The sequence below is a fragment of the Vibrio sp. 10N.239.312.D08 genome, from assembly GCF_041466145.1.
GTDB lineage: Bacteria > Pseudomonadota > Gammaproteobacteria > Enterobacterales > Vibrionaceae > Vibrio > Vibrio crassostreae_C.
In genome coordinates this window covers 1-19179 of record NZ_JBFSSD010000073.1, presented here as the reverse complement: position 1 = coordinate 19179, position 19179 = coordinate 1, and the positions used below count along the sequence as shown (strand labels likewise).

General features: G+C 45.5%; 17 protein-coding genes and 1 riboswitch. Of the genes, 9 read left to right on the top strand and 8 right to left on the bottom strand.

All coding sequences use genetic code 11. The features are described 5' to 3' along the window. Positions 1–560: 560 nt before the first annotated feature. The 3 genes from hemG to AB6D58_RS23125 are packed head-to-tail and all read right to left on the bottom strand — an operon-like array spanning position 561 to position 3214. Positions 561–1088 carry a menaquinone-dependent protoporphyrinogen IX dehydrogenase gene (hemG, locus tag AB6D58_RS23135; RefSeq protein ID WP_065584162.1) on the bottom strand — a complete coding sequence of 176 codons (528 nt, stop codon included), beginning with the start codon at positions 1086–1088 and terminating at the stop codon, positions 561–563. Between the two features lie 10 nt (positions 1089–1098). Next, complete coding sequence (locus AB6D58_RS23130; RefSeq protein WP_008223210.1) at positions 1099–2556, bottom strand: TrkH family potassium uptake protein; 1458 nt, start codon at positions 2554–2556, stop codon at positions 1099–1101. Between the two features lie 34 nt (positions 2557–2590). After that, the gene (locus tag AB6D58_RS23125) at positions 2591–3214 is read right to left on the bottom strand and encodes a YigZ family protein (RefSeq protein ID WP_017058823.1); all 624 of its coding nucleotides are present in this window, start codon (positions 3212–3214) and stop codon (positions 2591–2593) included. Between the two features lie 227 nt (positions 3215–3441). Between AB6D58_RS23125 and fadB the strand changes: the two genes are divergently transcribed. The 3 genes from fadB to AB6D58_RS23110 all read left to right on the top strand — a co-directional run bounded on the left by fadB (position 3442) and on the right by AB6D58_RS23110 (position 8026). Next, positions 3442–5613 (top strand): fatty acid oxidation complex subunit alpha FadB, encoded by a 2172-nt coding sequence (fadB, locus tag AB6D58_RS23120; protein WP_372158680.1) that lies wholly within the window; start codon positions 3442–3444, stop codon positions 5611–5613. A gap of 26 nt (positions 5614–5639) precedes the next feature. Continuing rightward, positions 5640–6803 (top strand): acetyl-CoA C-acyltransferase FadA, encoded by a 1164-nt coding sequence (gene fadA, locus AB6D58_RS23115; protein ID WP_017058821.1) that lies wholly within the window; start codon positions 5640–5642, stop codon positions 6801–6803. A gap of 242 nt (positions 6804–7045) precedes the next feature. Beyond that, entirely contained in the window at positions 7046–8026 is a 981-nt protein-coding gene (locus AB6D58_RS23110; protein ID WP_017058820.1) for an MDR family oxidoreductase, read from the top strand. 135 nt (positions 8027–8161) lie between these two features. On the opposite strand, the gene AB6D58_RS23105 is transcribed toward AB6D58_RS23110, so the two are convergent. Beyond that, complete coding sequence (locus AB6D58_RS23105) at positions 8162–9103, bottom strand: LysR family transcriptional regulator (RefSeq protein WP_004736673.1); 942 nt, start codon at positions 9101–9103, stop codon at positions 8162–8164. A gap of 156 nt (positions 9104–9259) precedes the next feature. Beyond that, positions 9260–9445 (bottom strand): hypothetical protein, encoded by a 186-nt coding sequence (locus AB6D58_RS23100; RefSeq protein WP_004736674.1) that lies wholly within the window; start codon positions 9443–9445, stop codon positions 9260–9262. A gap of 149 nt (positions 9446–9594) precedes the next feature. Between AB6D58_RS23100 and tusA the strand changes: the two genes are divergently transcribed. Further along, the gene (gene tusA / locus AB6D58_RS23095; protein ID WP_004736675.1) at positions 9595–9846 is read left to right on the top strand and encodes a sulfurtransferase TusA; all 252 of its coding nucleotides are present in this window, start codon (positions 9595–9597) and stop codon (positions 9844–9846) included. A gap of 83 nt (positions 9847–9929) precedes the next feature. On the opposite strand, the gene AB6D58_RS23090 is transcribed toward tusA, so the two are convergent. Beyond that, positions 9930–10184 carry a hypothetical protein gene (locus AB6D58_RS23090; protein WP_017058818.1) on the bottom strand — a complete coding sequence of 85 codons (255 nt, stop codon included), beginning with the start codon at positions 10182–10184 and terminating at the stop codon, positions 9930–9932. 151 nt (positions 10185–10335) lie between these two features. Continuing rightward, positions 10336–10890 (bottom strand): TMEM165/GDT1 family protein, encoded by a 555-nt coding sequence (locus tag AB6D58_RS23085; protein ID WP_017058817.1) that lies wholly within the window; start codon positions 10888–10890, stop codon positions 10336–10338. Positions 10891–10924: 34 nt separating this feature from the next. Next, a riboswitch (yybP-ykoY riboswitch) is annotated at positions 10925–11100 on the bottom strand. A gap of 210 nt (positions 11101–11310) precedes the next feature. On the opposite strand from AB6D58_RS23085, the gene glyQ reads away from it, so the two are divergent. The 4 genes from glyQ (at position 11311) to AB6D58_RS23065 (ending at position 18089) form a co-directional block, all read left to right on the top strand. After that, positions 11311–12228 carry a glycine--tRNA ligase subunit alpha gene (glyQ, locus tag AB6D58_RS23080; RefSeq protein WP_017058815.1) on the top strand — a complete coding sequence of 306 codons (918 nt, stop codon included), beginning with the start codon at positions 11311–11313 and terminating at the stop codon, positions 12226–12228. 2 nt (positions 12229–12230) lie between these two features. Beyond that, a complete protein-coding gene (glyS, locus tag AB6D58_RS23075; RefSeq protein ID WP_017071788.1) occupies positions 12231–14297 on the top strand; it encodes a glycine--tRNA ligase subunit beta in 2067 nt (688 codons plus the stop codon). A 202-nt stretch (positions 14298–14499) separates the two neighbouring features. Continuing rightward, positions 14500–16587, top strand: coding sequence for an alpha-amylase (locus AB6D58_RS23070; protein ID WP_372158678.1), 2088 nt, complete (start codon positions 14500–14502; stop codon positions 16585–16587). 254 nt (positions 16588–16841) lie between these two features. Then, positions 16842–18089, top strand: a complete 1248-nt coding sequence (locus AB6D58_RS23065) for a valine--pyruvate transaminase (protein WP_372158677.1) — start codon at positions 16842–16844, stop codon at positions 18087–18089. Between the two features lie 254 nt (positions 18090–18343). On the opposite strand, the gene AB6D58_RS23060 is transcribed toward AB6D58_RS23065, so the two are convergent. Then, positions 18344–18778, bottom strand: coding sequence for an Hsp20 family protein (locus tag AB6D58_RS23060; RefSeq protein ID WP_004739258.1), 435 nt, complete (start codon positions 18776–18778; stop codon positions 18344–18346). Between the two features lie 144 nt (positions 18779–18922). Here AB6D58_RS23060 and AB6D58_RS23055 point away from each other — a divergent pair, with 144 nt between their 5' ends. Next, positions 18923–19045 (top strand): hypothetical protein, encoded by a 123-nt coding sequence (locus AB6D58_RS23055; RefSeq protein WP_267869012.1) that lies wholly within the window; start codon positions 18923–18925, stop codon positions 19043–19045. Positions 19046–19179: the final 134 nt, after the last annotated feature.

Below are 19179 nucleotides of genomic sequence, written 5' to 3'. Positions count from 1 at the left end.
TGTTAGGCCTGCCGCCAGCGTTCAATCTGAGCCATGATCAAACTCTTCAATTTAAAGTTTTGATTACCTAAATTAATAGGTGTGACTCAACGAATACTGACTTCAAAACTACAAAAAGTAATTCTAAAGCTATTACCATTCCAACAGAATGATAATGAATTGACTGTGCCGATAATAAATTATCGATTGGTCACTCAGTTCATTGAAATCAATGTGATTCCTAAGAATCAATTTTTGATATTCATCAACGAGCGCCCACACAGATTGATAGGTTTAAATTGTTAAAGAGCTTTTCCTTTTTGAGCTTCGCTCAAATCGGACGGCCATTTTAGCGATTTAAGTTTTAGTGTCAACCACTATTTTCAAAACTTTTTTCAAGCGCTTGGCTTGGCTAATTTGGCTTGCTGATTCGTTCTGGTTTCCTAAGAAGCCATCCCGTGTCAGCGAGGTGGCATTATAGAGATTTCGATCACACTGGCAAGCCCTTTTTTAAGTTTTTTTCGTTTTTTTATTCGTTCGATTAAAAAGAACTCAAAACGCCTCAAAAGTAGGCTTTTATCTTACATATTCTTCAGTTTTTCAGTGAACAAAGAGACTTTTTCCCAGTTTGTGTACTCAACTTCCTTCGTTGTATCCGTTTCACCACCTGTCATATTCATAATAAAGCGGATCATGGTTCTATCGAACCAGTTATAACGTGGGTAATAGAGGGCACCTGCAAATACACCGATTAAAGTCGGCTGCCATGGAGACTTGGTAAGGAACTTCTTAATATACGCACTGCCTTCTGGTGTATCTTTGCCTTGGTCTTCTTTACGCGCCGTTAAGTTAACACAGAAGAACGCAACCTTGCTTGATTGCAACTGAGTAAGGTTGGCATCAATAAATTGATATAGCTTCTTATTAAGGTGGCCATAACGAATCGATGCGCCAATCAACACTCTGTCGTACTGAGCAAAGTCCACCTTGCCAATAGTGTGCAGATCTTGAAGCTCACATTCGAACTCACTCATTTCTTCTTTTATATAGTTCAAGATTTTCTTGGTCTGCCCTTCACGGCTTGAATACAAAAATAGAGCTTTTGCCACAATGTTGTCCTTAGCTACGCCAAAACGTAGGGGTCAATAAGATTAATAAGGTGAAGATTTCTAATCGGCCAAACAGCATAGATACGATAAGTACCCATTTTGCTTTGTCGTTCACATCGCCAAAGTGCACCGCGACTTCACCAAGGCCCGGGCCAAGGTTATTTAATGTCGCCGCTACCGCAGAGAAAGCACTCAACTCGTCCATACCAGTTGCAATAAGAGCCAGCATACAAACCACAAACACTAATGCGTATGCAGAGAAGAAGCCCCAGACCGCATCTACAACACGTTGTGGTAGTGCAGAACCGCCAACCTTGATGGTATAGACAGCCCGTGGGTGAACAAGACGCTTCATTTCACGAGCACCTTGCAGAGTAAGTAGTAAGATTCGAATCACTTTCATACCACCACCCGTAGAACCTGCACATCCCCCTATAAAAGAAGAGAACAAAAGCAGTACGGGTAAGAACAATGGCCACTCTGAGAAACCCGTCGTTGTAAAACCCGCGGTCGTAGAGATAGACACGGTTTGGAACAAGGCTTGGTCGAAAGCATCGTAGTACGAATCATAAGAGTGATGATTGAGCAGTAATAAGAAACAAACCAAGAACAGTACTGCCTGAATAAAGATAAAGGCGCGGAACTCAGGATCTTTCCAATAATACTTAGGATGCACACCACCTGAAGCAAATGCAGCAAAGTGAAGCGAATAGTTACATGCGGATATAAGAAGGAACACAACTGTAATCATGTTGATCGCAGGGCTATTGAAATACCCCATGCTCGCATCGTGAGTCGAGAAGCCACCAATCGCAATAGTAGAGAAGCTATGACTGATGGCATCAAAGAAGCTCATCCCAGCAAGCCAAAACGCCACTGCACAAGCAATGGTTAAGCTCAGGTAGATGTACCAAAGCGCTTTTGCCGTTTCAGCAATACGCGGAGTCATCTTGCTATCTTTTACTGGACCCGGGATTTCAGCACGATATAACTGCATACCACCGATACCCAGAACAGGGAGGATAGCTACCGCTAATACGATGATACCCATACCACCAAACCATTGTAGGAACTGACGATAAAAAAGAATCGCCTTAGGCAGATCATCGAGGCCGACAATTACGGTCGCACCTGTCGTAGTTAATGCAGAGAAGGATTCGAAGAAAGCATCGGTTACCGACACATTGGGGTTATCGGCGATCAAAAACGGCAGCGCACCCGCACTACCGATTACCGTCCAAAACAGAACAACAATCAAAAAGCCATCACGCGCTTTCAATTCATGCTTATAACGTCGGTTTGGAAACCAGCAAGTTGCTCCACAGAATAAGAGAACGAAGAAGGTCGTCACAAATGGCACACCCGCACCATCTCGATAGATCAGTGCGACGAGCGCAGGAGCAAGCATTGATACACTAAAAAGTGCTAATAATAATCCGACGATTCGAATAATTGAGCGAAATTGCATGAGCTATTGAACGAAGCGAAATGCTTCACACTTCCTAGTTGTCTTTGACTTTCGTTACCAGTGCCTTAGCACCGCTTTTATTGATCATGGTTTGGGTAAACGAATCTACCTGAAGGAGCTCTATTTCAATAATAAGCTCAACTTGAACACCATAATCCGCTTGGACCTCAACAGCCTGATGCTGAGCCATGATGGATTGTGCGATCGGCACAAAGCCATAGTCTAACTCTAGCCGTAATTTTGTGGTTATTTTTTTCTCGATAGTTTGAAGCAGCTTGAGAGCTTGTTGTACGCCACCGCCGTAAGCCTTAACCAAACCGCCGGTTCCAAGCTTAATTCCGCCAGAGTAGCGCGTCACAACAGCCGTTAATTCACCGACACCAGAGCCCGATAGTTGCGCCAAGATAGGCTTACCCGCTGTACCCGAGGGTTCACCATCATCACTGAAACCCCAAAGCATTGAGTCTTCAGGTCGACCAGCAACAAAACCCCAACAGTTATGTCGTGCTGAAGAATGCTCTTTTTTCACCTGTTCTACGAACTGTTTTGCAGCTTCAACACTTGGAGTATGAGCAAGATGCGTAATAAAGACGCTCTTTTTTATCTCTTCTTCAAACAGAGCCGACGCAGAAGGTATTAAATAAGGCTGTTCATTCATATCGTTAACTTAGTTAATAAGAGCGACGAAGTGTATCACGCGTGAATAATAAGGGTTAGAGGATCTGTGCTATCGCACAATGTTAAACAATTGTTTAAAAAATGTATTGAAATTAATCAAGCAGAGGTACAGACTAAGATAACTGGTCTTACCAGGTATTCTACAATAATAGAAAGATAACAAGATTCTCTCAAACAATCGTGGATTGTATGTCATGGAGATAGACAATGATTTACCAAGCTAACACCCTACAGGTAAAGGAATTACAAGATGGTATTGCGGAATTAAGCTTCTGTGCACCAGCCTCTGTAAACAAACTCGACCTTGCTACTTTAGAATCACTAGATAAAGCGTTAGATGCTCTTAATGCTCACGCAGGATTACGTGGTTTAATCTTAACTTCAAACAAAGACGCGTTCATTGTAGGCGCAGACATCACTGAATTTCTTGGCCTATTTGCTAAGCCAGAAGCAGAACTTGATGAATGGTTAAGATTCGCTAATTCAATCTTCAGCAAGCTCGAAGACCTTCCTGTCCCAACTCTTTCAATGATGCGTGGCCATGCCCTTGGCGGCGGCTGTGAATGTGTACTCGCTACCGATTTCCGTATCGGTGACAAGACCACCAGCATTGGCCTACCTGAAACCAAACTTGGCATCATGCCTGGTTTTGGTGGTTGTGTACGCCTACCTCGTGTTATCGGTGCTGACAGCGCAATGGAAATTATCACGCAAGGCAAAGCATGCCGTGCAGATGAAGCGCTTAAAGTTGGCTTGTTAGATGCGATTGTTGAAACAGACCAGTTACTAGAATCGGCAATCAATACCGTTTCTCTGGCTGCTAATGAAAAATTAGACTGGCAGCTACGCCGTAAACAAAAGACATCAGCGCTTTCACTAAGCAAACTCGAAGCGATGATGAGCTTTACCATGGCGAAGGGCTTAGTTGCTCAAAAAGCAGGGCCTCACTACCCAGCTCCGATTACTTCTGTGATTGCGATTGAAGAAGCAGCACGCAGCAATCGCGATGCAGCACTCGACATCGAACGTAAGCACTTCGTTAAGCTAGCGAAATCGGAAGAAGCAAAAGCATTAGTTGGCTTATTCCTGAATGACCAGTACATCAAAGGCTTAGCGAAACAAGCGGGTAAGTCAGCAAACAAAGCAACTGAGCGTGCAGCCGTACTTGGTGCAGGTATCATGGGCGGCGGTATTGCTTACCAATCAGCTCTAAAAGGCGTGCCAGTGATGATGAAAGACATCGCACAAGCATCGCTTGATCTAGGTATGAACGAAGCATCTAAGCTGTTGAATAAACGCTTATCACGCGGTCGCTTAGATGGATTCAAGATGGCAGGTATTCTGTCTTCTATTACTCCAAGCCTGCATTACGCGGGTGTAGAACAGTCGGATGTGATTGTTGAAGCAGTAGTAGAAAACCCGAAAGTAAAAGCAGCAGTACTGAGCGAAGTGGAAGGTTTGGTTGGTGAAGACACGGTTCTAACATCAAACACCTCTACAATTCCGATCAACCTGCTAGCGAAATCACTGAAGCGCCCAGAAAACTTCTGTGGCATGCACTTCTTTAACCCTGTGCATCGCATGCCTTTGGTTGAGATCATCCGTGGTGAACAAACTTCAGAAGAGACCATCAATCGCGTGGTTGCTTACGCAGCGAAGATGGGTAAATCCCCAATCGTTGTTAACGACTGCCCAGGCTTCTTCGTTAACCGTGTACTTTTCCCTTACTTTGGCGGTTTCAGCATGTTGCTACGCGACGGTGCTGATTTCACTAAGATCGATAAAGTGATGGAGCGCAAGTTCGGTTGGCCAATGGGCCCGGCTTACTTACTAGACGTTGTAGGCCTAGACACTGCACACCACGCACAAGCTGTGATGGCGCAAGGTTTCCCAGAGCGTATGGGCAAAGAAGGTCGTGATGCGATTGATGCACTTTACGTTGCTGAAAAATACGGTCAGAAAAATGGTAGCGGTTTCTACACATACAGCGTAGACAAGCGTGGTCGTCCGAAGAAGACCTTCTCTGAAGACATTCTTCCTATCTTGGCTGACGTATGTCAAGCACCACAAGATTTTGATGACCAAACAATTATCCAGCGCATGATGATTCCAATGATCAACGAAGTGGTGCTTTGTCTAGAAGAAGGCATTATCGCGACACCGCAAGAAGCGGATATGGCACTGGTTTACGGTTTAGGCTTCCCTCCATTTAGAGGCGGCGTATTCCGCTACTTAGACAGTGTGGGCATTGGTAACTTCGTTGAAATGGCGAAAGGCTACCAAGACTTAGGTGCAATGTACCAAGTTCCTCAGCTATTGCTTGATATGGCAGCGAAGGGCGAAAGCTTTTACGACAGCCAACAAGCCAGTTCTCTGTAACCCACATTTGGAAAAGGAATAGCAAAATGAAAAATGTAGTTGTTGTTGATTGCCTTCGCACCCCAATGGGACGTTCCAAAGGTGGAGCTTTCCGTCACACTCGTGCTGAAGATCTGTCTGCACATTTGATGAAAGGCATTTTAGAGCGCAACCCAGAAGTAAACCCTGTCGAAATTGAAGATATTTACTGGGGTTGTGTACAACAAACACTAGAGCAAGGCTTCAACGTTGCACGTAACGCTGCCTTGCTTGCTGGTCTACCGATTGAGATTGGTGCTGTAACAGTCAACCGTTTATGTGGTTCATCTATGCAAGCTTTGCATGATGCAACTCGCTCTATCATGGTTGGTGATGCTGAAATCTGCCTGATTGGTGGTGTGGAGCACATGGGCCACGTACCAATGAACCATGGTGTTGATTTTCACCCAGGCATGTCAAAACACGTAGCAAAAGCGGCCGGCATGATGGGGCTAACCGCTGAGATGTTAGGCAAAATGCACGGTATTAGCCGTGAAGACCAAGATGCATTCGCAGCACGCTCACATGCTCGCGCTCAAGCAGCTACGGTTGAAGGTCGTTTCAAAAATGAAATCCTGCCAACCGAAGCTCACGCTGCAGACGGTTCTCTGTTCACTCTGGATTACGACGAAGTCATTCGCCCAGAGACAACAGTTGAAGGCTTATCCCAGCTGCGTCCGGTATTTGACCCAGCAAACGGCACAGTAACAGCAGGTACTTCATCAGCTCTGTCTGATGGTGCTTCTGCAATGCTTATCATGAGCGAAGAGAAAGCTAACGCACTTGGCCTTAAGATTCGCGCTCGCGTGAAGTCTATGGCTATCGCTGGCTGCGATCCTTCAATCATGGGTTACGGCCCAGTACCAGCAACCCAAAAAGCACTTAAACGTGCAGGACTAACCATTGAAGACATGGGTGTGATTGAGTTAAACGAAGCGTTTGCTGCTCAATCTCTACCTTGTGCTAAAGACTTAGGTCTACTGGATGTTGTTGACGAGAAAGTAAACCTTAACGGCGGTGCGATTGCTCTGGGTCACCCACTAGGCTGTTCTGGTTCTCGTATCTCGACGACGCTAATCAACCTGATGGAAGCACAAGACGTGAAATACGGCTTGGCGACTATGTGTATTGGTTTAGGCCAAGGTATTGCAACGGTATTTGAACGCCCATAGCGTTTACTGACTGTAATATTTGAAGGGTAATCTTTTGTGCAGCTATATTTATATAGCTGCACTTTTTATTGCTTGGCATCCAACAATGCATCGATTGTGTTCAGCTAACTCAACGAGAGAAAAACCAACCCTGACATCTATGCACAAAACGCATATATTCAATGTTGATGTTTCATTATTTTTTCTCGGATGATTCAACTAAAGTTACTTCAGTTTCCTAATATTCCTCCACGGAGCAGATCATGTTTAAAGCACTTGTACTAAACCAAGAAGACAAAAAAACTATCGCGTCAGTTTCTCAAATTGAAGAATCTCAATTACCAGAAGGTAACGTGAAGATTGATGTTAGCTACTCTTCTTTGAACTACAAAGATGGTTTGGCGATTACAGGTAAAGGGCGCATTGTTCGCAACTTCCCTATGGTTCCTGGTATCGACCTTTCTGGTGTGGTTTCACAATCTGATGACCCTCGCTACAAAGCAGGCGACGAAGTGGTTCTAACTGGTTGGGGTGTTGGTGAAGGTCACTGGGGCGGCATGGCTGAGAAAGCAAGCCTAAACGGTGACTGGTTAGTGCCGATGCCTAAAGGTCTAGACGCTAAGAAAGTAATGGCGATTGGTACAGCAGGCTTCACAGCAATGCTTTGTGTTCAAGCTATTGTCGATGCTGGCATCAAGCCTGAAGACGGTGAAATCCTAGTTACCGGCGCAAGTGGCGGTGTAGGTAGCGTATCTATCACTCTACTAAACCAACTGGGCTACAAAGTGGCAGCAGTGACTGGCCGTGCTTCTGTAAACGGTGAACTACTTAAATCACTAGGCGCGACACGTATTGTAGAGCGTGCTGAACTAGAAGAACCAGCTAAGCCACTAGAAAAACAACTGTGGGCTGGCGCTATCGATACGGTAGGCAGCAAAGTGCTTGCGAAAGTATTGGCGCAAATTGATTACAACGGTGCGGTTGCGATGTGTGGTCTAGCAGGCGGTTTTGACTTACCAACCACGGTAATGCCATTCATTCTGCGTAACGTTCGCCTACAAGGTGTTGATTCTGTAATGTGCCCTCGTGAAAAACGTATTAAAGCGTGGGAACAACTGGCTGAGCTACTACCAGAATCTTTCTACGCTCAAGCAACCAAAGAAGTGTCTTTAGACGGTGCAATTCAAGCAGCAGAAGACATCACTAACGGTCAAATCACTGGTCGCGTAGTCATTAAACTATAGGCTCTCAAACATAAAGTTATCAAACCTTAAGCAACAGCTTTAGGCTTGGATAACCCAAAACAACAAAGGGCTGATTTTTATCAGCCCTTTTGCGTTTTTGTCATTCGGGTCAAGTGAACTCAGACTCAGATCCGGTTAACCCAAACCGACATCCGCAATCCGTTTTTGAATCAACTCACCACACTCTTCTTTTACCACTCTTCTTAACCATTGTTGTGAAGCAGAAGAATCGCAACGCGAGTGCCAGATCAGTGAGTAATCAAACGGCATAAATTCAAATGGTAATGGCTTAACAACCAAGTCATAACGCTCTGCTACCAAATAAGCCAAATCAGCAGGCACAGTAATCACCAACGGCATTCTATCGACAATCGCCAATGCAGCTTCAAGGTGATAAGCACGCAACACCATTTTACGAGGCTGTTGATTGGCTAACGCGTTGTCTAATAAAGCCTTAACACCATCACTGATCGCAATCATCGCATGTGGGAGTGAAACATAGTCTTCAAGGCTTAAAGGTTGATCGGCTAATGGATGGTTTTTAGATAACAGACACGACACACCAACCGGCCCCAAGACTTCTTGATGAAGTGGTGCAATGCTGCCACTCGGACGACAGATCGCCATATCAACGCGTTCGGTGCTGAGCTGTTTAAACAAATGCTCATGCTGCAACGGAGCAAACTCCAAAGAGATATTGGGTGCTTGTTCATAAATCTTAGGCAACGCATAAGGCAAGATGGTTTGCATCGCATAATCGGTGGTAGCGATCAGAAAACGTTCGCTGCAATAGTAAGGGTCAAAGTCACTCGGACTCAGCAATTGGCGAAAAGACTCCAAAGGCTGATCAATACGCTGACTGATCTCGAGTGCTTTCTTGGTAGGAATAAGGTGCTGACCTTGACGTGTAAACAACGGATCGTTTAGTAATTCTCTTAAACGCCCTAATACTCGACTGGTTGCGGATTGGCTCAAGTTAAGACGAAGCGCAGCCTGGCTAACGCTGCCCTCTTCAATCAATACCTTTAAAGCGACCAATAAATTAAGGTCTCTACGATAGATGTCTTCTAATTCCACGCCACTTACCTAGCTGTATACGATTGCCATTAGTCACTAAGTTGTTTATAGCATGCTTTAGATAAAAAAAATCCCGCAATTACGCGGGGAAGCCCAAGAAAATTTGGGGATAGTGTCGGAATGTTGTCGTGTCGGAATTCGCTTGCTGTATTTGGGTTAGTGCTCTTGCTCTTCGGCTATGCCTTGCCAACGGCGCATCTCTACCCAAATACCAATAATCGTTGCTACTATGCCAAAAATAGGCATCAGTGAGGTCTCTGTCGATGAGCGTAGTACTAACGCACAAAAAGAAATAAAACAGAGAACCGAATAAATTGTTAATCTATCTAATCCTGTCAACATCGCCACTCCTTAGCTAGTTGCCTTTGCTTCAAGTTGTTATCAACTTGTTAACTAAGTTATAGGAAATGATTCTGTTTGCCAAGCACTTATTGCATATTTTTTCTGCAGACGTATTATTCACTCGTTAGATAGATATAGAGATACAAACCATGACATTCAAACCTGAACTGGCAACCCATACTTTAGAAGCTGAAGGCCTGCGTTGCCCGGAACCAGTAATGATGGTCAGGAAGACAATTAGAAACATGCAGGATGGCGATGTGTTACTGGTAAAAGCTGACGATCCTTCGACAACTCGAGATATTCCGAGCTTTTGTCGATTCATGGATCACCAGTTGGTAGGCCAAGCAACAGAAACGTTGCCTTACCAGTATTTGATCAGAAAGGGATTGGAGGCGTAACGCCCCACCGACTATCAAGTATCAAAAAAGCCGCTCGTACCTTATGTTCTTAAACAGAACTCAGAGTACGAGCGGCTTTTTGTTTATTCGCTTCTAGATTTGTTTTGCAGATGCTCCAGCTGATGCTGAATTTCTCGGATATCTTTGCGCATCGGAATAATATGCGCGACCCGAATCCAAGCCTCTACCGCAAGTGCAGTCATGATGATGGCACCCGCGACCATTGGCAGCCACATGTCCGTCAACACCATGCCTAACAGTGTAAGTGCAAGACCAAAAGTAAATAGATAACTTTGGCTTTGTGGAGTAATACCCATATAACGCGTCAACATAATCATGCCCTCGTGTTCTTAACTCACAAGATTAAAATATCATGACAAGTATGACAGTTATATGTCCATTCGCTCGATAAACCCCACAATACTGTAAGAGTATGACCTACAACACATTACTCTACTGATTGAGTATAATAAGACTCAATACCACCTGTTAATAGAAAGCCGCAGCGATAGCTAAGCCCACGAATAGCAAGGCTGTGATCTTACGAATCAGATCAAGAGGCATCTTATCCGCAGAGAGCTTACCGATGATCACCACAGGCACATTTGCCAGCAACATACCAATGGTTGTACCCAGAATCACCCACGCTAATGCATCCGCATATTGAGCCCCTAGGATAGAGGTCGCAATTTGGGTTTTATCGCCGATCTCAGCAATAAAGAAAGCGATAAAACTGGCGACAAACGGTCCTCGGTTTGAGATCTGTTCATCGTCATCTAACTTATCGGGAATCAAAATCCAGCCAGCCATCGCAATGAAACTGACCACCAGCACCCACTTTAATACTTCAGGTGAAAGATAATCAGCAACCACGACCCCGAGCCATGCTGCAAGGGCATGATTGGCAATGGTGGCAAAGAAGATAGCCGCAATGATAGGTATCGGTTTTCGATATCGACTGGCTAATAAAAGGGATAGCAACTGGGTCTTATCACCGATCTCGGCTAAGGCGACAGTTGTAATTGAAATTGCTAAAACGCTCACGACATGCTCATTTGGGATGGAGATTATTATATTTAACCAAAGACAAACCTCGCGCCCCATCCCGGTTCACGATGCTTGTCTAAGGTCTTGCTAAGCGCCACCAAGGTGGTGGTTGCCTCGAACGCCATGATGATTTTGCATCAATTATGTTGACGAACGAACTCATTCAATAGGATATGAATAAGTAAGCTACTCCCCAAAGACCGCGAGATTTTAATCACCCACGCTTTCAAACACAAGTGTCAAACTTATCAAAATATCCACTTGTGCCGAAAAACAAACATTAAAGGCAAAAAAATCCACTAAACGACATTTTAGACCACTAATTAAACAAGATTACCCCTACTCGCTTTACGAATATCTCGGTATACTCAGAGGTTATTTTTCTCATTCATTTAAAAGAATCGCGCGAACCTGACTATGCAAAAATACGATATCAAAACCTTCCAGGGAATGATCCTCGCGCTGCAGGATTACTGGGCTCAAAACGGTTGTACCATTGTTCAACCTCTAGATATGGAAGTAGGTGCAGGCACCTCTCACCCAATGACATGTCTACGAGCACTTGGCCCAGAGCCAATGTCTACAGCTTACGTTCAACCTTCTCGTCGTCCGACCGATGGCCGTTACGGTGAAAACCCGAACCGTCTGCAGCACTACTACCAATTCCAAGTAGCGCTAAAACCATCGCCAGACAATATCCAAGAGTTGTACCTAGGCTCCCTAGAGGTTCTTGGTGTTGACCCACTTGTTCACGACATTCGCTTCGTTGAAGATAACTGGGAAAACCCAACACTAGGCGCATGGGGCCTTGGTTGGGAAGTATGGCTAAACGGCATGGAAGTAACTCAGTTTACTTACTTCCAACAGGTTGGCGGCCTTGAGTGTAAGCCAGTAACTGGCGAGATCACTTACGGTATCGAGCGTCTAGCAATGTACATCCAGGAAGTAGATTCTGTTTACGACCTAGTATGGAACGTAGCACCAGACGGTTCTAACGTGACTTACGGTGACATCTTCCACCAAAACGAAGTTGAGCAATCGACGTACAACTTCGAGCACGCAGACGTAGATTTCCTATTCACTTTCTTCGACCAGTGCGAGAAAGAGTGTAAAGAGCTACTTGAGCTTGAGAAGCCACTGCCGCTTCCAGCTTACGAGCGCATTCTAAAAGCAGGTCACGCATTCAACATCCTTGATGCGCGCAAAGCTATCTCTGTAACAGAGCGTCAACGTTACATCCTTCGTATCCGCAACCTGACTAAATCAGTTGCTGAAGCGTACTACGCGTCACGTGAAGCGCTTGGCTTCCCAATGTGTAAGAAGGAAGGTAAATAATCATGGCGAAGAATTTTCTAATTGAACTGGGTACGGAAGAGCTTCCACCAACAGCACTTCGTTCTCTAGCAGAAGCGTTTGCTTCTAACTTTGAAGCAGGTCTTAAAACGGCTGAGCTTTCTCACGAAGGCATCAAGTGGTACGCAGCACCTCGTCGTCTAGCACTTAAAGTAACTGCACTGGCTGAAGGCCAAGCAGACAAAGTGGTTGAGAAACGTGGCCCTGCTGTTTCTGTGGCATTCGATGCTGAAGGCAACGCGACCAAAGCGGCACAAGGTTGGGCTCGTGGTAACGGTATTACTGTTGAGCAAGCTGACCGTCTGAAAACAGACAAAGGCGAGTGGCTTCTTTTCAAACAAGAAGTAGCTGGCAAACCAGTTCAAGAATTGGTGATGGACATTGCTGCGAAAGCACTGGCTGGCCTACCAATTCCTAAAGCAATGCGCTGGGGTAACTCAGACATTCAATTTATCCGTCCAGTAAAAACACTGACAGTACTACTAGGTGATGAGCTTGTTGAAGGCGAAATCCTAGGCGTAGCATCTGCTCGTACTATCCGTGGCCACCGTTTCATGGGCGAACAAGAGTTCACAATCGACTCTGCTGACCAATACCCTGCGATCCTAGAAGAGCGCGGTAAAGTAATGGCAGATTACGAAGCGCGTAAAGCGATCATCCTTGCTGATTCGAAAAAAGCGGCAGCTGCGGTTGGCGGTACAGCTGACCTAGAAGATGACCTTGTTGAAGAAGTAACGTCTCTGGTTGAATGGCCAGTAGTACTGACAGCGAAGTTTGAAGAAGAGTTCCTAAAAGTCCCTTCTGAAGCTTTGGTTTACACCATGAAGGGTGACCAAAAGTACTTCCCTGTTTACGATGACAACAAGAAGCTACTACCGAACTTCATCTTCGTATCGAACATCGAGTCTAAAGAGCCTCGTCACGTTATCGAAGGTAACGAGAAAGTGGTACGCCCACGTCTTGCTGATGCTGAATTCTTCTTCAACACAGACCGTAAGCGCCCGCTTATCGACCGTCTTGCTGAACTAGACCAGGCTATCTTCCAGAAGCAATTGGGGACAATAAAAGACAAAACAGACCGCATCACAGAGCTTGCAGGCTACATTGCTGAGCAAATCGATGCTGACGTTGAAAAGTCTAAACGTGCTGGCCTACTGGCTAAGTGTGACCTAATGACCTCTATGGTATTCGAATTTACGGATACTCAAGGTGTGATGGGCATGCACTACGCGACTCACGACGGTGAAGACGAGCAAGTTGCACTGGCACTTTACGAGCAATACATGCCTCGTTTCGCGGGTGACGATCTACCAAGCACTGGTATCTCTTCAGCAGTAGCAATGGCAGACAAGCTAGACACTATCGTAGGTATCTTCGGTATTGGCCAAGCACCAAAAGGTTCTGACCCATTTGCACTTCGTCGTGCGTCTCTAGGTGTGCTACGTATCATCGTTGAAAACGGCTATAACCTAGACCTAACCGATCTGATCGGCAAAGCGAAAGAGCTACTAGGCGACAAGCTGACTAACAAAAACGTAGAAGCTGACGTTATCGACTTCATGCTAGGTCGTTTCCGCGCATGGTACCAAGATGCTGGTTTCAGCGTTGATATCATCCAAGCGGTACTAGCACGTCGTCCAACTAAGCCTGCTGACTTTGACCAACGTGTTAAAGCGGTTTCTCACTTCCGTGAACTGGAAGCAGCAGAAGCACTAGCAGCAGCGAACAAGCGTGTAGGTAATATCCTTGCGAAATTCGATGGCGAGCTACCAGCTGAAATCGACCTAACGCTTCTTCAAGAAGACGCAGAGAAAGCACTGGCTGAAAACGTTGAAGTAATGACGGAAGCACTAGAACCAGCATTCGCAACAGGTAACTACCAAGAAGCCCTAAGCAAGCTTGCTGATCTACGTGAACCAGTTGATGCATTCTTCGATAACGTAATGGTTATGGCTGATGACGAAGCGCTTAAGAAGAACCGTCTAACGCTACTGAACAACCTACGTAACCTGTTCCTACAGATTGCTGACATCTCTCTACTGCAAAAATAAGCACAAGTGAGACAATTACTCTAAGTCATACTCTGAGTAATTAACGGTAAACACCCAAAGGGAAGCGAAAGCTTCCCTTTTTGTTTTTGTGAACCAAGCATTTGTTTGTAGAGGTCTTATTGATTAACTGAATGAAACAGCACTCAGACTGTAGAGGGCATTGTTTGCTATAACTGACCTGTTTATTCAGGGGAAGGGAACAATGAAAAAAACAGTACTCGCGCTTTCAATACTCGCACTCAGCGCATGCAGCCAAACCAGTGACAACAACCTATTACTGACAATTGATAACGACACTGTCGTATTCGAATCATCCGGTAAAGGCACCGTGATTGCAGAACAGGAACTCGCGAAAGGTAGCTATACCTTCTCTATCAGCGATACTCAAAATACCTGTGGCACCAACTATGCGCTGGCTGAAGAAAACCGCATCAAATTCAATAAACCCCTTCGCCTAGACGACTGCGCCGAGAAGTCTGAATTAGATATCAAGATCTTTCGCGCTAACACCTATCAGTTTATGCTCAACCCACAAACCAATGAACTGACCGTTCAGATAAAGCCGAAGCAACAACAAGTACAAAGCTTTGCTTGTCCGGTTCCTAGTGACGAACCAACCATCATCGACGTTGCTCAAACCTTTGATGATGGCACCGTGGTTAGAGACGCTCTTTCAGGCAAACAAGTCACAGTAACGAATGGCAGCGTCACCATGCAGCCAGCAGAAAATAGCCAAGGTGTTCTGCTGCTTGAGAAAGTAGAACCAGAAACCAAAGCTGACTTTAGTTGGGATAACGCCACGGTTTACTTCGTAATGACTGACCGTTTCCACAATGGTAATCCTGATAACGACAACAGTTACGGTCGCAGCCAAGATGGACAAGACGAAATCGGCACCTTCCACGGTGGTGACTTGACAGGCTTAACCGAAAAACTCGATTACATAGAATCACTCGGTGCTAATGCTATCTGGATAACGTCTCCGTTAGAGCAAATCCACGGCTGGGTTGGCGGCGGTGATCGAGGTGACTTCAAACACTACGGCTACCACGGCTACTACCATCAAGATTGGACCAAGCTCGATGACAACATGGGCACCGAAGACGAGCTAAAAACCTTCATCGATACCGCGCATAGCAAAGGCATTCGTGTTGTTTGGGATGTGGTAATGAACCACACCGGCTATGCGACGCTTGCCGACATGCAAGAGTTTGATTTTGGTAAGCTCAACCTAACTGACGAAGAAGCCAAACAAACACTTGGCGAAAACTGGACAGATTGGCAACCTGCCAAAGGTCAGAACTGGCACTACTTCAACAACTACATCTCTTACAGCGACAAAGAAGCGTGGGAAAAGTGGTGGGGCAAAGCTTGGCTACGCAGCGATATCGGCGCCTATGACTCTCCGGGCTACAATAACCTCACCATGTCTTTGGCGCATCTGCCCGATTTCAAAACAGAGTCGACAGAGACAATCGGGCTGCCTAATTTCTATCGCAATAAGTCCACCAGCGCGACCGATGAACTTAAAACACCTCGTAACCATTTAATCACTTGGTTATCGGATTGGGTGCGCGAATATGGTGTCGATGGTTTCAGGGTCGATACCGCTAAACACGTTGAACTCGAAGCATGGGCAGAACTGAAAGAGAGCACCAACCAGGCACTTGCCGAGTGGAAACAAAACAACCCAGACAAGGCCTTGGATGACTTACCCTTCTGGATGACTGGCGAAGTATGGGCACACAGCGTGGTCAAATCAGATTACTTCGCTAACGGATTTGATTCGATCATCAACTTTGAATTCCAGAGTGATATCGCACCAAAGGCGCTCAAGTGCCTATCCGATCTTGATGCTGATTACCTTCGATACGCAGAGAAGATCAACAACGACAGCGAGTTCAACGTACTGAGTTACCTTTCGTCTCACGACACCTCGCTATTCTGGACACAACATGGCAGTGACTTTGCAAAACAAACCAAAGCTGCAAACGCGTTGATGCTGGCTCCCGGTGCGGTACAGATCTATTACGGCGATGAAATCGCCCGAGACTTTGGCCCAACGGGTTCTGATCCAATGCAAGGCACACGCTCAGACATGCCTTGGGATCAAATCACTGGCGAACGTGCAGAGCTGCTAGAACACTGGCAAGCGCTTGGCCAATTCCGCCAACGCCACCCAGCCGTTGCTCAGGGTAAGCACATCATCCGTAACAGCAAGGGCTACTATGCGTTCGAACGCCAATACCAAGATGACAAGGTATTAGTCGTTTATACCGGTTCGAACTAAACCTTCATTAACATAAACACCAGAAACTAAAGGGGAAGCTTAGGCTTCTCCTTTTTTTATCGCTAAAGGTACGTTCAATAAGCAAGCTGTCACTCATTAACCAAACTTTATAGAAGTTTTTTACGTGTTAGAGCATTTGGCGCTATGCGTCGCAAAAACATTGCGGTATGTTCAAGGAATACACTGATGGCAGACATAAGGTCTGCCTTAATGACACGTAACAAGCAATCACAATGAATTAGGTAAAATTAGTAATGCAGTTCTCTAAGTTTGGTGAAAAGTTTAATCGATACTCTGGAATCACTCGTTTAATGGATGATTTGAATGATGGCCTGCGCACTCCTGGCGCTATCATGCTCGGTGGTGGCAACCCAGCCGCTATCCCTGCCATGCTCGATTACTTTAACCAAGCCAGTGCCGACATGCTCGCCAGTGGAGAACTCATCGCCGCCCTCGCCAACTACGATGGTCCGCAGGGTAAAGACAGCTTCATCAAATCGTTAGCGGCAATGCTGAAAGAGACCTACGGTTGGGACATCAGCGAGAAGAACATCAGCCTGACTAATGGCAGTCAAAGTGGCTTCTTCTACCTATTCAACCTGCTAGCAGGCCAACAGCCTGACGGCTCACATAAGAAAATCCTACTGCCGATCGCACCGGAATACATCGGCTACGGCGACGCGGGTATTGATGACGATATTTTTATCTCTTACCACCCAGAGATCGAACTGCTAGAAAACCGTCAGTTTAAATACCACGTTGATTTTGAACAACTAAAGGTTGATGACTCAGTCGCGGCTATCTGTGCATCTCGTCCAACCAACCCAACGGGTAACGTACTGACCGACGAAGAAGTGCGTAAACTGGATAAACTGGCGCGTGAAAACAACATCCCACTGCTGATCGACAATGCTTACGGCCTGCCGTTTCCTAACATCATCTTTGAAGATGTCGAACCGCTCTGGAATGAAAATACGATTCTGTGCATGAGCCTTTCTAAGCTTGGTTTGCCGGGTGTGCGTTGCGGTATCGTAATTGCGAGTGAAGAAGTAACACAAGCATTGACCAACATGAATGGCATCATCAGCTTAGCGCCAAACAGCGTCGGCCCTGCGATTGCCAATCACATGATTGAAAAAGGCGATTTACTACGCTTGAGCAGTGAGGTGATCAAACCTTTCTATAAAGATAAATCGCTACGTGCGGTTGAGCTGCTACAAGACGCTATCGAAGACCCTCGCTTCCGTATTCACAAACCTGAAGGCGCTATCTTCTTATGGCTATGGTTTGATGAACTACCGATCACCACAATGGAACTGTACGACCGCCTTAAAGCTCGCGGCGTATTGATTGTTCCGGGTGAATACTTCTTTATCGGTCAAGAAGACGAGTGGGATCATGCTCACCAGTGCTTGCGTATGAACTACGTACAAGACGATGAAGCGATGCAGAAAGGTATTGCTATCATTGCTGAAGAAGTGAAAAAGGCTTACTCAGAGTAGTAATCAGGGCTTTTAGCTTACCGTAGACCAAATACAAAAAGAGCACCTCATTAGGTGCTCTTTCACTTTTACTTCCCGATGATGTTTGTCACTTGAATACCCTAAATAATTGAGGGTTCAGCTAGGCGACCATTCGTTTCACAAAACACAAGCAATTCAGCCCTATGAGCATAGGGAACCTATGTGATTTGGGCGGCCGGCGATCCGGGGAATTTACGAAGTCAACAACGCTGTAGCTTCAAGTATGACGGGGATTAGCCTTCTAGTAAGCTATTCCCATTAATAGCAATCTTACGTGGTTGCATCGCTTCTGGGATTTCGCGTTCTAGGTCGATGTGAAGAAGACCATTTTCCATGCTTGCTCCTACTACTTTTACGTAATCTGCAAGTTGGAATTTACGCTCAAAATCACGCTCTGCGATACCTTGATACACATAGGTTTTTTCTGCTTCAGGTTTACGCTCACCTTTAACAATTAGCATGTTCTCTTTCTGAGTCAGATCTAATTGGTCATCAGCAAAACCAGCAACAGCCATAGTGATACGGTAGTTGTTCTCGTCTTTTTGCTCGATGTTGTATGGAGGGTAACCGCCAGAAGTATTCTTCGATGTGTTCGCTTCCATCATGTTGAATAGACGATCGAAGCCGATTGCGTTGCGGTAAAGTGGAGTGAAATCTACAGTTCTCATAATGCTATCCTTTTAGTAAGCAATAGTCTTAGCTGCGAATTTTACTTAGATCGAACCTGTGTATGAGACCAAGTAAACAGCTAAGAGATTCAATTCGCATTCCTCGGGTTTCACCTCTGTTGGCGACAACGCTGGGACATGGCAATGAATCAATTTTTAAGTTGTGTGCTGCCAAAGTTATCCTCTATTGAGCGATACTTCGTTAGCGGTAATGAAGGTTCTGTTTCTTCTCTTGTAGAGCAAGACAGTCATCCTCTTCACAAATAGATATATGGATTGAGCAAAATAGTTTCAAGGGGTTATTTTCAATTATTTTTGCAACTCAATATTTTTCAATATCTTACAAAATCGAGTAGGAGGAGGCCTCGCAGCCTCCGTCCTCTCACACCACCGTACAAGCG